Genomic DNA, 13158 nt, shown 5'->3' on the forward strand with positions numbered 1-13158 from the left:
GCTATGACCACCGCGATCGGAGAGCACGGCGTCGAGCTGGAGATCGGCGGGATGACCTGCGCGTCCTGCGCCGCCCGCATCGAGAAGAAGCTCAACCGCATGGAGGGCGTCACCGCCACCGTCAACTACGCCACCGAGAAGGCGCGGGTCGCGGTCGCGGAGGGCAGCGGGGTCACCGCCGCGGACCTGATCGCCACCGTGGAGCGGACCGGCTACACCGCCGCGGTCCCCGAGCCCCCGGCGGCCGCCGAGCCGCCGGGCGACGGGCCGGCGGGGGCGGACGGGGAGCCCGACGGCGACCTCTCCCTGCTGCGGCACCGCCTGCTGGTCTCGCTCGCGCTGTCCGTCCCGGTGGTCCTGATGGCGATGGTGCCGCCGCTGCAGTTCACCAACTGGCAGTGGCTCTCGCTCACCCTGGCCGCCCCGGTGGTGGCGTACGGCGCCTGGCCGTTCCACCGGGCGGCCTGGACGAACCTGCGGCACGGCGCCGCCACGATGGACACCCTGATCTCGATGGGCACCCTGGCGGCGCTCGGCTGGTCGGTGTGGGCGCTGTTCTTCGGTGACGCCGGGATGCCCGGGATGACCCACCCCTTCACGCTCACCATCACCCGCACCGGCGGCAGCAGCGCCATCTACCTGGAGGCCGCGGCCGGCGTCACCACCTTCATCCTGGCCGGGCGCTATTTCGAGGCGCGGTCCAAGCGGAAGGCCGGGGCGGCGCTGCGTGCCCTGATGGAGCTCGGCGCCAAGGACGTCGCGGTCCTGCGGGACGGCCGGGAAGTGCGCGTCGCGGTGGCGGAGCTGCGCGTCGGCGACCGGTTCGTCGTACGGCCCGGCGAGAAGATCGCCACCGACGGGAAGGTGGTGGAGGGCGCCTCCGCCGTGGACGCGTCGATGCTCACCGGCGAGTCCGTCCCGGTCGAGGTCTCCCCCGGCGACACCGTCACGGGCGCGACGGTCAACGCGGGCGGCCGGCTGGTCGTCGAGGCCACCCGGGTCGGTGCGGACACCCAGCTGGCCCGGATGGCGCGGCTGGTGGAGGAGGCGCAGAACGGGAAGGCCGCGGCGCAGCGGCTGGCCGACCGGATCTCCGCCGTGTTCGTCCCGGTCGTGATCGCGCTCGCCGCCGGCACGCTCGGCTACTGGCTCGCCACCGGCGCGGGCGCGGTGGCCGCCTTCACCGCGGCGGTCGCCGTCCTGATCATCGCCTGCCCGTGCGCCCTGGGACTCGCCACCCCGACCGCGCTGATGGTCGGCACGGGGCGCGGCGCCCAGCTGGGCATCCTGCTGAAGGGGCCCGAGGTGCTGGAGTCGACCCGTGCGGTGGACACCATCGTGCTGGACAAGACCGGCACGGTCACCACGGGCGTGATGACGCTCGGCGAGGTGCACCTCGCCGAGGGCGTGACGGAGACCGAGGCGCTGCGGCTGGCCGGCGCGCTGGAGCACGCCTCCGAGCACCCGATCGCCCGGGCCGTCGCCACCGGCGCCGCGGCCCGCGTCGGGGCCCTGCCCACCCCGGAGGAGTTCACCAGCGTCCCCGGCCTCGGCGTCCGCGGGGTCGTCGAGGGGCACACCGTCCTGGTGGGCCGCACGCAGCTGCTGGACGAGTGGTCCCCGGGGCTGCCGGACGGGCTGGCCGCCGCGAAGGCCGCGGCCGAGGCGCGTGGCCGCACCGCGGTCACCGTCGGCTGGGACGGCGCGGCGCGGGCGGTGCTGGTGGTCGCCGACGCGGTCCGGCCCACCAGCGCGGAGGCGGTCCGCCGGCTGCGGGCGCTGGGCCTGACGCCGGTGCTGCTGACCGGCGACCACCGGGCGGTCGCGGAGTCGGTCGCCGCCGAGGTCGGCATCGACGAGGTGATCGCGGAGGTGCTGCCCGAGGACAAGGTGGCGGTGGTCGCACGGCTGCAGGCCGAGGGCCGTTCGGTCGCCATGGTCGGCGACGGCGTCAACGACGCGGCCGCCCTGGCCCGCGCCGACCTGGGCCTGGCCATGGGCACCGGCACGGACGCCGCCATCGAGGCCGGCGACCTCACCCTCGTCCGCGGCGATCTGCGCACCGCCGCCGACGCGATCCGGCTGGCCCGGGCCACCCTGGGCACCATCCGCACCAACCTGTTCTGGGCGTTCGGCTACAACGTCGCCGCGCTGCCGCTGGCCGCGGCCGGGCTGCTCAACCCGATGATCGCCGGTGCCGCGATGGCCTTCTCCTCGGTCTTCGTGGTCGGCAACAGCCTCCGGCTGCGCCGCTTCCGGGCCCTGGACGGCGCGGCCGCCCGCGGCTGACCGGCGGACCCGCCGCGTCGTCCCGGGACCGCCCCCGGCCTCCGGACCTGCCCCGACGTCCCGGTTCTGGCGCCAGTCTCCAGTTCTGGCGCCGGAACATTGGCGGATCGCTCACCCGCCGGCCGGCGCCGGCGGGTGAGACTGGTGCGGAAACGAACATCCACGTACCGACAGTCCACGCACCGGCCGGCCACACCGGCCGCCCGCGCCCCGACCGTCGGCGCAGCCCCGATCCGCGTACCAACGCTCCACGTACAGGGAGACCTCATGACCGGGTCACGCGTCCTGGCTCTCGGCCATTACCAGCCCTCCCGCGTGCTCACCAACGACGACCTCGCCGCGATGGTCGAGACCGACGACGCCTGGATCCGCAGCCGGGTCGGCATCCGCACCCGGCACATCGCGGCCCCGGACGAGACCGTGGACGCGATGGCGGCCGCCGCGGCGGCGAAGGCCCTGGCCGCCGGCGGGGTCGCCCCCGCCGACGTCGACCTGGTGCTGGTCGCCACCTGCACGGCCGTCGACCGCAGCCCGAACGCCGCGGCCCGGGTCGCCGCCCGGCTCGGCCTCGGCTCGCCCGCCACGATGGACGTCAACGTCGTCTGCTCCGGCTTCACGCACGCACTGGCCCTGGCCGACCAGGCCATCCGGGCCGGCTCCGCGACCACGGCCCTGGTCATCGGCGCGGAGAAGTTCACCAACGTGATCGACTGGACGGACCGGACGACCTGCGTGCTGGCCGGCGACGGGGCGGGCGCCGCGGTCGTCACCGCGGCGGACGAGCCGGAGATCGGGCCGGTGCTGTGGGGCTCGGTGCCCGAGATGGGCGGTGCGGTCCGCATCGAGGGCGAGCCCGGCCGGTTCTCCCAGGAGGGCCAGACCGTCTACCGCTGGGCGACGACCCAGCTGCCGGCCATCGCCCGCCAGGTCTGCGAACGCTCCGGGATCGCGCCCGCCGACCTCGCCGGGGTGGTGCTCCACCAGGCGAACCTGCGGATCATCGAGCCGGTCGCGGAGCGGCTCGGCGCGGTCAACGCGGTGGTCGCCAAGGACGTCGTCGACTCCGGCAACACCTCCGCCGCGTCCGTCCCGCTGGCCCTGTCCAAGCTGGTCGAACGCCGCGAGATCCCCGCCGGCGCCCCGGTGCTGCTGTTCGCCTTCGGCGGCAACCTCTCGTACGCGGGGCAGATCATCCGCTGCCCCTGAGGGGTGCAGGCCGGCCGGGAGGCTTCGGCCGCAGGGCTCGCCGGCCGGCGTCCGATTCGTTCAAGACCCCGGCCCGGCGGCCTTTCTACGCTCGCCGCATGACGACTACTCCTCCCCCTTCCCCCGGCTCCCCGCGCTGCGCCGCCTTCGGCATGGTGGTCGCCGACATGGCCGCCGCCCTCGCCTTCTACCGACGGCTGGGCCTGGTGATCCCGCCCGGGTCGGACACCGCCCCGCACGCCGAGGCCGAGCTGCCCGGCGGCCTGCGGCTGATGTGGGACTCGTACGCCACCGCCCGCGCCATCGACCCGGACTGGACGCCACCGCCGGCCGGCACCCCGAGGGGGCTGGCCTTCGAGTGCGACGGCCCGGCCGGCGTCGACGCGCTCTACGCCGACCTCACCGCCGCCGGCCACCGGGGCGAGAAGCCGCCGTGGGACGCCTTCTGGGGCCAGCGCTACGCCGTCGTCCAGGACCCGGACGGCCACGGGGTGGACCTGTTCGCGCCGCTGCCGCAGCGGCAGGGCGACGGGCCGGAGGTGTAGGGGCCACCCCGGGCGCCGCTAGTGCCCGGGCTGCTCCCGCAGGTACTGCGCGCCGCACAGGAAGCAGAACGGCTCGGCCTTCGGCGTGCCCCAGGATTCGGCCGACTGGGTGGCGGCGGCCGGAGCCAGGTCCCGTCCGCACATCGCGGTGGTGGTGCCGATGCGCGTCATGTGCCAGAGCTTGACCGGCGTGTCCTCGTGCGGCAGCAGACCTTCCTCGTACTCGGCGCGGATCTCGTGCTCCATGGCGGTCCACCTCCTACCCTTACGATGCGCCAGCGGGTCGGGGGCCACAACGGCAGCCGGCCCGGCCGGCCGGTGCCCGGAACCGGGCCGGGCCCGCGATCCGCCCGCCGCTCAGAACACCGACCAGCCGGTCAGCGTGGTGAAGTGGTCCAGCGCCGCGGCGCCCGCGACGGAGTTGCCGCGGGCGTCCAGGCCCGGGCTCCAGACGCACAGCGTGCAGCGGCCCGGGATCACGGCGATGATGCCGCCGCCGACGCCGCTCTTGGCGGGCAGCCCGACCCGGTAGGCGAACTCCCCGGCCGCGTCGTACGTGCCGCAGGTCAGCATCACCGCGTTGATCCGCTTGGCCTCCCGGGCGTCCAGCAGCCGGCTGCCGTCGGCGCGCAGCCCGTGGCGGGCCAGGAAGCCGCCGGCCACGGCCAGGTCGCGGCAGCTCATCTCGATGGAGCACTGCCAGAAGTAGTGCTGGATGACGCTGGGGACCGGGTTCTCCAGGTTGCCGAAGGACGCCATGAAGTGCGCGAGGGCGGCGTTGCGGTCGCCGTGCTCGGCCTCGGAGTCGGCCACCGCCTGGTCGAAGGCCAGATCGGGGTTACCGCTCTCCTCCCGCAGGAAGTGCAGCATCGAGGTGCTGGCGTCGCCGGTGAGGGTCTGCAGCCGGTCGGTGACGACCAGCGCGCCGGCGTTGATGAACGGATTGCGCGGAATGCCGTTCTCCGCCTCCAGCTGGACCAGCGAATTGAACGGCGTACCCGACGGCTCGCGGCCGACCCGCTTCCAGATGTCGTCCGCACCCGGACCACCGGGAGCCCGGTTGCCGCCGGGAGCGCCGTGGTTGCCGTCGCCGCCCTGGCTGCCGTGGCTCTGGGCCATCACCAGCGCCAGCGAGAACGCCTTGGAGATGGACTGCACGGAGAACGGGACCTCCCAGTCGCCGACCCCGTACACCGCGCCGTGTATGTCGGCGACCGCGATCCCGAACCGGTCCGCGGACACCCGCTCCAGCGCCGGTATGTAGTCGGCGACCTGTCCCTGTCCCACGTACGGCCTGGCGTGGGCCGCTACCTCCTCGAGAACGGCCTGGTAGTCCATGCGCACACGCTAACCCGAGCCGAGCAGCACCCCCATCGGGGCCCCCGCCAACGACTTCACCTCGCGGGCGAGGTGGGCCTGGTCCGCGTATCCCGCGCGCACGGCGACCTGTGCGTACGGCATCCCGGTGCGCGCCAGGTCCAGGGCGCGCACGAAGCGGAGCACCCGGGCGAGCGTCTTGGGGCCGTAGCCGAACGCGTCCAGGCTCAGGCGGTGCAGCTGGCGTTCGCCGAGCGCGACCGCCCGGGCGACCTCGGCCACCGGCCGGCCGCGGGCCAGCGCCGCGGCGACGGCGGCGGTCCGGGCGTCACCCCCGGGCGCCGCCGCGGCCTGCCGCAGCCGCCCCCCGGCGGCCTCCTCCAGCACCCGGCCCACCCCCGTCGCCACCCGCGCCGCCGCCTGCTCCGCCGCCCGCTCGGTCAGCTCCCGTACCTGCGCCGCGGGCCACAGGTCCGCCAACGGGACGCGCCGGTCGCGCAGTTCGTGCGCCGGTACGCCGAAGACGGCGGGACCCCGGCCCGGCGCGAACCGCAGCCCGGTGTAGCCGGTGCCGGGTGGCACGCCACCGGGGTGGTGCGGCCCGGTGTCCGGACCCGCCACCAGCAGCCGGCCCTCACTCCAGATCAGGTCCGTGCAGCCGTCGGGGAGTACGGGGCGCGGCGACGGCCCGGTGGTGTTGGTCCACAGCACCGCACCGGCCACCCGCGACGCCCGCTCCCGGTACCCCCGAGGTGCCTCGGGCACGTCGAGTACGCCGACCACTACGCCGGCCGGCTCATCCGTGTCGCGCCGTTCACCCACGTCCCCCAGCCTGGCACGGGAACCCCACGGCCGTCCGCGCCGTTGATCCCTTACGACACGGACCGCACGGAGGTGGCAGATGTCAGGGTTTCTGGACCGCGCCAAGGAGCAGGCGCAGAGCGCGCTCAACCAGGGCAAGCAGAAGGTCGAAGAGGTGCAGCACCACCGGGCCGGCAGCGACCTGCTGAAGAAGCTGGGCGCCGCGTACTACGCAGAGAAGCGGGGCAGCGGTACGCCCGACGCGACCCAGCAGGCGCTCACCGCCCTCGAAGCACACATCAGCGCACACGGCGACGCGTTCCTGCACGGGTAACGGACAACGGCCCGCGGACGGCGGCGGACGCGAGCGGCGGGGCGCGGGAGGCGGAGCCCGCCCGGCGCCGCGCACCGCCTCGGCCGAAACCGCTCGTACAACCACCGAACGACCGATCCGTTTTTTTGCGTTCCCCTCCACCTGCGCGCCGCCATCCCGTACAAGCGAGACAGCAGGCGGTGCGCGGACGGCGGCCGCCGTGTTCCGTATCGGAGTGGCCATGTCCGAACCGCTGTCCGCCGCCCGCTTCCTCGCGGCGCTCAAGGCCGAGGGCGTGCGGGTCGTCGAGGTCGACGGCTGGGAGAAGCACAACCGCAACAGCAAGGGGCCGTGGGGCCCGGTGCACGGCGTGATGGTGCACCACACCGCGACGTCCGGGTCCGAGCGCACGGTCAAGATGTGCCACGACGGCCGGCCCGACCTGCCGGGGCCGCTCTGCCACGGCGTGATCACCAAGGACGGCACGGTGCACCTGGTGGGCTACGGCCGCGCCAACCACGCGGGCCTGGGCGACGGTGACGTACTGCGCGCGGTGATCGCGGAGAAGCGGCTGCCCCCGGACAACGAGGCCGACACCGACGGCAACCGCGCCTTCTACGGCTTCGAGTGCGAGAACCTCGGCGACGGCGACGACCCCTGGCCCGAGGCCCAGATGGCGGCCCTGGAAAAGGCCGCGGCGGCCGTCTGCCGGGCCCACGGCTGGACCGAACGCTCGGTGATCGGCCACCTGGAATGGCAACCGGGCAAGATCGACCCCCACGGCTTCACCATGGCCTCCCTACGCGACCACATCGCCGCCCGCCTGAAGTGACCGGCCGGCGGGCGCCGGGCCGGCACGAGCAGCGTGCCCGCCCGGTTCTTGCAGGGGGGCCGGGACGGTGTCGCACGCCCCGGCGACAATGGGCCCTGTGACCGGCCCCGCCCCCGACCCGCTGCCCGGCCTCCGGGCCCTCCACCCCCGCCTGCCCTCCCCCCTCCAGGAGGTCGAGGACGGGGCGTTCGCGCGGCGCGGGGTGCGGTTGGTGCTCAAGCGGGACGATCTGATCCACCCGGATCTGCCGGGGAACAAGTGGCGCAAGCTGGAGCCGAACCTGCGGACTGCCGCCGCGGCGGGGGCGCGGACGTTGCTGACGTTCGGCGGGGCCTACTCCAACCATCTGCGGGCGACCGCGGCCGCCGGCCGGCTGCTGGGGTTCGGCACCATCGGTGTGGTCCGCGGCGACGAGCTGGCCGGTGCCCCGCTCAATCCGTCGCTGGCCCGCTGCGCCGCCGACGGGATGCGGCTGCACTTCCTCGACCGGGACAGCTACCGGCGCAAGTCCGAGCCGGCGGTGCTGGCCGCCCTGCACGACCGGTTCGGCGCGTTCCACGTCCTCCCCGAGGGCGGCAGCAACGCCCTTGCCGCACAAGGCTGTACGGAGCTGGGCCGGGAGCTGCGCGGGGTGGCGGACACGGTCGGGGTGGCCTGCGGCACGGGCGGCACCCTGGCCGGTCTCGCCGCGGGGCTGGGCCCGGGCCGGCGGGCCCTCGGCTTCGCCGTGCTGAAGGGCGGCCGCCCGCACTTCCTCCAGGGGACCGTCGAGGAGCTGCAGCGGGCGGCGTTCGGCGGGCCGCGCGGCGACTGGCGGCTGGAGGACCGCTTCCACTGCGGCGGTTACGCCCGCCGCACGCCCGAACTGGACGCGTTCGCGGACGCCTTCGAGCGGCGGCACGGCCTGCCGCTGGAGCGGGTCTACGTCGCGAAGCTGCTGTACGGGCTGACCACGCTGGCCGAGGAGGGCGCGTTCCCGGCCGGCAGCACGGTCGCCGCGGTGATCACCGGCGCGCCGTGAGGCCGCGTGCCGACCGGCGTCAGGAGGTGCCCTCCCGGTACGCCGTGGCCTCCTCCAGGTCGAGCCGGCGCAGCAGCGTGCGCAGCATCTCGTCGTCGATCCGCCGGGCGTCCCGCAGCCGGACGAAGACCCGCCGCTCGGTGTCGATCATTTCCCGGGCCAGCCGCCGGTAGGTCTCGTCGGCGGACTCCCCGGTCACCTCGTTGACCGCGCCGAGCCGCTCCCACACGGAGTTGCGGCGCCGTTCCATGACGGTGCGCAGCCGGTCCGAGAGCGGGCCGGGCAGCGCGTTGCGCTCGTCCCTGAGCAGTTCCGTGAGGCGTTCCTCGGCGGCCCGGGACGCCTCGTTCTGGGCCTGCGCCTCGGCCAGCGTCTCGGCCTGCGCGTCCCGGCCGGGCAGCCGCAGGGCGCGGATCAGTACGGGCAGGGTCAGGCCCTGGACGACGAGGGTGCCGATGACGGTGGTGAAGGTCAGGAAGAGCACCAGGTCGCGCCCCGGGAAGGGCCCGCCGCTCTGCACGGTGGCCGGCACCGAGAACGCGATGGCCAGCGACACCACCCCGCGCATCCCGGCCCAGCCGACGATCACCGGCGCGGTCCAGTTCACCCCGGGCTCGCGGGCGCGGATCCGGGCGGACAGCAGCCGCGGCAGGAAGGTCGCGGGGAAGACCCACACGAAGCGGGCCCCGACCACGACGACGAAGACCACGGCCGCGTACGCCAGCGCCGGGCCCGCCCCGTACGCCCCCAGACCGCGCGCCACGACCGGCAGCTGGAGCCCGATCAGCGCGAAGACCGCGGACTCCAGCAGGAAGGAGATCACCTTCCAGACGGCGTCCTCCTGGAGCCGGGTCTCGAAGTCGACCTGCCAGGACCGGTGCCCCAGGTAGAGGCCCACCACGACGACGGCGAGCACGCCGGAGGCGCCGACCTGCTCGGCCGCGGCGTAGGCGACGAACGGGATGAGCAGCGAGAGGGTGTTCTCCAGCAGCGCGGACTCCCGCAGCCGGACGCGCAGCCAGTGCAGCGGCACCATCAGGACGACCCCGATGCCGATGCCGCCCAGGGACGCCAGGGCGAACTCCTTGATCCCGTCGCCCCAGGTGGCGCCGGCGCCGACGGCCGCGGCCACCGCCACCTTGTAGGCGGTGATCGCGGTGGCGTCGTTGACCAGGGATTCGCCCTGCAGGATCGTGGTGATCCGGTGCGGCAGCCCGAGCCGGCGGGCGATGGCGGTGGCCGCGACGGCGTCCGGCGGGGCGACGACCGCCCCCAGGACCAGCGCCGAGGTCAGCGGCAGGTCCGGGACGAGGAGGTAGGCCGCGTACCCGACCACCAGCGTCGCGAACAGCACGTAGCCCACCGACAGCAGCGCCACCGGCCGCACATTGGCCCGCAGGTCCAGATAGGAGCTGTCCAGCGCCGCGGTGTGCAGCAGCGGGGGCAGCACCAGCGGCAGCAGGATGTGCGGATCGAGGGTGTAGTCCGGCAGGCCGGGGATGTACGACGCGGCGAGCCCGGCGGCCACGAGCAGCAGGGGTGCCGGCACCGGCGTCCGGCGCGCCAGCCCGGCGACCGCAGCGCTCCCCGCGACCAGCAAGAACAGCGACATCACAGCCATCTGCCCGTTCCGTCCCCTCACCCCGTCGCCGACCGTCCCGGCGATCTAACCTGGCCATCATGAGCGAGTGCACGCACGTTGCCGGACTTCCGCGCGCCGAACCGGCGCCGCTGAGCGCCACCTGCCGGGAGTGCGAGGCGGTCGGCAGCCATCCCGTACAGCTGCGGCTGTGCCTGGTCTGCGGACACGTCGGCTGCTGCGATTCCTCGCCGTACCGGCATGCGACGGGGCATTTCCAGGAGACCGGGCATCCGGTGATGCGGACTTTCGAGCCGGGCGACTCCTGGCGCTGGTGTTTCGTCGACCAGATACTGGTCTGAGGTGAGAGCGGGGTGTGGGAAAAACGGCGTGAGGTGTTCCCCGGCGTCCGTTTAGCCTTCAAGAATGATCCGCGAAGCAACCCCCGACGACGTCCCCGTCCTCCTCGCCATGATCGGCGAGCTGGCCGCCTACGAACGTGCCCCCGAGGCCGCCCGGGCCACCGAGCCGCAGCTGAAGGAGGCGCTCTTCGGGCCGCAGCCGGCGGCCTTCGCGCTGATCGCCGAGGCCGATGGCACTCCGGTGGGCTTTGCCCTGTGGTTCCGGAACTTCTCGACCTGGACGGGCACGCACGGTGTCTATCTGGAGGACCTCTACGTCCGCCCCGAGGCGCGCGGCGGCGGACACGGCAAGGCGCTGCTGGCCGCCCTCGCGGAGATCTGCGTGGCCCGCGGGTATGAGCGTTTCGAGTGGTCAGTCCTGGATTGGAATGAACCGTCCATCGGTTTTTACCGGTCGATCGGTGCCCGGCCCATGGACGAATGGACGGTCTTCCGGCTCACTGGAGAGGCACTGCACAACCTCGCGGGCGCATCACGCGTCAACGGAGGGTAATCGCCCACGATTTGGCGGTGCACACCCCTAGCCACTGTCCGTACCCGTGGATTTACAATCAGTGACAGCGGGGAGGTCCGGCGATGCGGGGCGTTCGCCGCCCGGAGAGCGGTCGTGCCTCTTCCGGGCGACATCGGCCCGCAGATCGCGATAGCGTCACAGCCGAACCATGTGCCGCGCCGGATCGTTCTCCTTTCATCGGAGGGGAGAAAGAACCGGCGCGAAATATCCCCAACCGCGCGAATATCGCGTATTCCAGCTCAACCAGCTTGTGCCACCTTGGAGGTGAGGGTGTCCCAGATCGCAGGCGAGCCCGGGACTCAGGACTTCGTGGAAGTCCGTCTGCCCGCTGCGGGTGCCTACCTGTCCGTGCTGCGTACGGCCACGGCCGGGCTCGCAGCCCGCTTGGACTTCACCCTCGACGAGATCGAGGATCTGCGCATCGCGGTCGACGAGGCCTGCGCGATCCTGCTGCAACAGGCCGTCTCCGGCAGTGTGCTGAGCTGCGTCTTCCGCCTGATCGACGACGCACTGCAGGTGACCGTGTCCGCCCCGACGACCGACGGCCGCGCCCCGGAGCGCGACACCTTCGCCTGGACGGTGCTCTCCGCACTGGCCGGCAAGGTCGATTCCACCGTCGCCGAGGACCGTACGGTCACCATCAGTCTGTACAAGGAGCGCGGCGCCGGTCCCGGACCGTCATGACCGAACAGGGGGCCCCGTGAAAGATCTCGAACGCGGCGGGCGGATGGCGTCCAGTGCGACCATCCCCGGTCAGCAGGCCCGGCCGCATCCGGTGGGCGTAGACGACCACGGCGGCCGGTTGGACGCGGCGGAGCAGGCAGAGCGGGCGGACCACATGGACCAGAGCGAGCAGCAAGGGCAGCAGGCGCATCGGCATGATGCGCCGGCTCCCGACGACACGCTGCAGGAACCACAGCATTCCCAGGAGCCACAGGACCGCAACGGCGCCCGGGCGATGTTCTACGAGCTGCGCAAGCTGCCCGACGGCTCACCGGAGCGCGCGGAGCTGCGCAACACCCTCGTCCGCATGCACCTCCCGCTCGTCGAGCACCTGGCCCGGCGGTTCCGCAACCGCGGCGAGCCCCTCGACGACCTGACCCAGGTCGCCACCATCGGCCTGATCAAGTCGGTGGACCGGTTCGACCCGGAGCGCGGCGTGGAGTTCTCCACGTACGCCACGCCCACGGTCGTCGGCGAGATCAAGCGGCACTTCCGCGACAAGGGCTGGGCGGTCCGCGTCCCGCGTCGCCTCCAGGAGCTGCGGCTGTCCCTGACGACGGCGACCGCCGAGCTCTCCCAGCGGCACGGCCGGGCACCCACGGTGCACGAGCTGGCCGAGCACCTGTCGATCTCCGAGGAAGAGGTCCTGGAGGGCCTGGAGTCGGCCAACGCCTACAGCACGCTCTCCCTGGACGTCCCGGACACCGACGACGAGTCGCCGGCCGTCGCCGACACCCTCGGCGCGGAGGACGAGGCGCTGGAGGGCGTCGAGTACCGCGAGTCCCTCAAGCCGCTGCTGGAGGACCTCCCGCCGCGCGAGAAGAAGATCCTCCTCCTCCGCTTCTTCGGCAACATGACCCAGTCCCAGATCGCGCAGGAGGTCGGCATCTCCCAGATGCACGTCTCCCGCCTGCTGGCCCGCACCCTGGCCCAACTCCGCGACAAGCTCCTCGTGGAGGAGTGACCGACGGTAGCCACGGGAATACCCTCCCGCCCCACCCCGTTGAGGCCCCGTAGGGGGCGCTCGGACCCCCTAGTACTGCAACCGCAGGTGGTGTGACCGTGTGGGCTGGGGCTCGTTGGTGTGACTGTGTGAGAAGTCGCTGACGGTTGAGCAGATCGAGTCGTGGTCCGAGGGGATAGCGGATTTGCATGCCCGCTTCGGGCATCGTTTCGGCAGGTCAGAGCCACGAGACCGAGCTTTGGACTATCTGCGGGGTCTACTGGCCCCTTTGGAGAGGAAGAACGGCTGGACGCTGGCCGAGCAGGTCGGCCAGCTCCGCCCGGACGGCGTCCAGCGGCTGCTGAACCACTCGGACTGGGACGAGAACGCCGTCCGTGACGATGTCCGCGACTTCGTCGTGGAAACCATCGGAGCCAAGGACGGGATCCTCATCGGCGACGACACCGGCTTTGTGAAGAAGGGCACCAAGTCGGCCGGGGTCCAGCGACAGTACTCCGGGACGGCCGGGGCTTGTGCCTAAATAACTGTCAGAGTTGATCTGTGCAGGTGTCGTCGCATGACGGTAGGCGGGCTTGTAGTTGGGCGAGGGTGCGGGCCGGGGTTCCGGGTAGCGGGGTGACCGCGACGCGGTG

General features: G+C 73.2%; 14 protein-coding genes and 1 pseudogene. 11 read left to right on the forward strand and 4 right to left on the reverse strand.

All coding sequences use genetic code 11. The features are described 5' to 3' along the window. The first annotated feature begins 3 nt into the window (after positions 1-3). From V2J85_RS33115 to V2J85_RS33125, 3 genes are all read left to right on the forward strand, one after another. Positions 4-2289: a heavy metal translocating P-type ATPase gene (locus V2J85_RS33115; protein ID WP_261955756.1), complete on the forward strand. Its 2286-nt coding sequence runs from the start codon at positions 4-6 to the stop codon at positions 2287-2289. Positions 2290-2556: 267 nt separating this feature from the next. Continuing rightward, positions 2557-3495, forward strand: a complete 939-nt coding sequence (locus V2J85_RS33120; protein ID WP_261955757.1) for a beta-ketoacyl-ACP synthase III — start codon at positions 2557-2559, stop codon at positions 3493-3495. Between the two features lie 98 nt (positions 3496-3593). Continuing rightward, on the forward strand, positions 3594-4040 hold the full coding sequence (locus V2J85_RS33125; RefSeq protein WP_330823645.1) for a VOC family protein: 447 nt from the start codon (positions 3594-3596) through the stop codon (positions 4038-4040). An 18-nt stretch (positions 4041-4058) separates the two neighbouring features. Here V2J85_RS33125 and V2J85_RS33130 read toward each other — a convergent pair whose 3' ends face one another. The 3 genes from V2J85_RS33130 to V2J85_RS33140 form a co-directional block, all read right to left on the reverse strand. Then, a complete protein-coding gene (locus tag V2J85_RS33130; RefSeq protein WP_261955759.1) occupies positions 4059-4286 on the reverse strand; it encodes a hypothetical protein in 228 nt (75 codons plus the stop codon). A 111-nt stretch (positions 4287-4397) separates the two neighbouring features. Further along, positions 4398-5378, reverse strand: a complete 981-nt coding sequence (locus V2J85_RS33135) for a glutaminase (protein WP_330823646.1) — start codon at positions 5376-5378, stop codon at positions 4398-4400. Between the two features lie 9 nt (positions 5379-5387). Further along, the gene (locus tag V2J85_RS33140) at positions 5388-6122 is read right to left on the reverse strand and encodes a helix-turn-helix transcriptional regulator (RefSeq protein WP_330823652.1); all 735 of its coding nucleotides are present in this window, start codon (positions 6120-6122) and stop codon (positions 5388-5390) included. Positions 6123-6258: 136 nt separating this feature from the next. Here V2J85_RS33140 and V2J85_RS33145 point away from each other — a divergent pair, with 136 nt between their 5' ends. From V2J85_RS33145 to V2J85_RS33155, 3 genes are all read left to right on the forward strand, one after another. Continuing rightward, positions 6259-6492 carry a hypothetical protein gene (locus V2J85_RS33145; RefSeq protein WP_261955761.1) on the forward strand — a complete coding sequence of 78 codons (234 nt, stop codon included), beginning with the start codon at positions 6259-6261 and terminating at the stop codon, positions 6490-6492. A 220-nt stretch (positions 6493-6712) separates the two neighbouring features. After that, positions 6713-7303 (forward strand): N-acetylmuramoyl-L-alanine amidase, encoded by a 591-nt coding sequence (locus tag V2J85_RS33150; protein WP_261955762.1) that lies wholly within the window; start codon positions 6713-6715, stop codon positions 7301-7303. A gap of 88 nt (positions 7304-7391) precedes the next feature. After that, positions 7392-8324: a 1-aminocyclopropane-1-carboxylate deaminase/D-cysteine desulfhydrase gene (locus V2J85_RS33155; RefSeq protein ID WP_419836856.1), complete on the forward strand. Its 933-nt coding sequence runs from the start codon at positions 7392-7394 to the stop codon at positions 8322-8324. 19 nt (positions 8325-8343) lie between these two features. Here V2J85_RS33155 and V2J85_RS33160 read toward each other — a convergent pair whose 3' ends face one another. Next, on the reverse strand, positions 8344-9945 hold the full coding sequence (locus V2J85_RS33160) for a Na+/H+ antiporter (RefSeq protein WP_330823648.1): 1602 nt from the start codon (positions 9943-9945) through the stop codon (positions 8344-8346). A gap of 59 nt (positions 9946-10004) precedes the next feature. On the opposite strand from V2J85_RS33160, the gene V2J85_RS33165 reads away from it, so the two are divergent. The 5 genes and pseudogenes from V2J85_RS33165 to V2J85_RS33185 all read left to right on the forward strand — a co-directional run. Next, a complete protein-coding gene (locus tag V2J85_RS33165) occupies positions 10005-10265 on the forward strand; it encodes a UBP-type zinc finger domain-containing protein (protein ID WP_261955765.1) in 261 nt (86 codons plus the stop codon). Between the two features lie 64 nt (positions 10266-10329). Beyond that, positions 10330-10818, forward strand: coding sequence for a GNAT family N-acetyltransferase (locus V2J85_RS33170; RefSeq protein WP_330823649.1), 489 nt, complete (start codon positions 10330-10332; stop codon positions 10816-10818). 291 nt (positions 10819-11109) lie between these two features. Then, the gene (locus V2J85_RS33175; protein WP_030413515.1) at positions 11110-11523 is read left to right on the forward strand and encodes an ATP-binding protein; all 414 of its coding nucleotides are present in this window, start codon (positions 11110-11112) and stop codon (positions 11521-11523) included. Between the two features lie 43 nt (positions 11524-11566). After that, on the forward strand, positions 11567-12526 hold the full coding sequence (locus tag V2J85_RS33180; RefSeq protein ID WP_261957436.1) for an RNA polymerase sigma factor SigF: 960 nt from the start codon (positions 11567-11569) through the stop codon (positions 12524-12526). A 154-nt stretch (positions 12527-12680) separates the two neighbouring features. Next, a pseudogene (locus V2J85_RS33185) lies at positions 12681-13034 on the forward strand (transposase); the annotation flags it as partial. Positions 13035-13158: the final 124 nt, after the last annotated feature.

The organism is Streptomyces bugieae, assembly GCF_036352915.1.
Classification (GTDB): domain Bacteria; phylum Actinomycetota; class Actinomycetes; order Streptomycetales; family Streptomycetaceae; genus Streptomyces; species Streptomyces endophytica.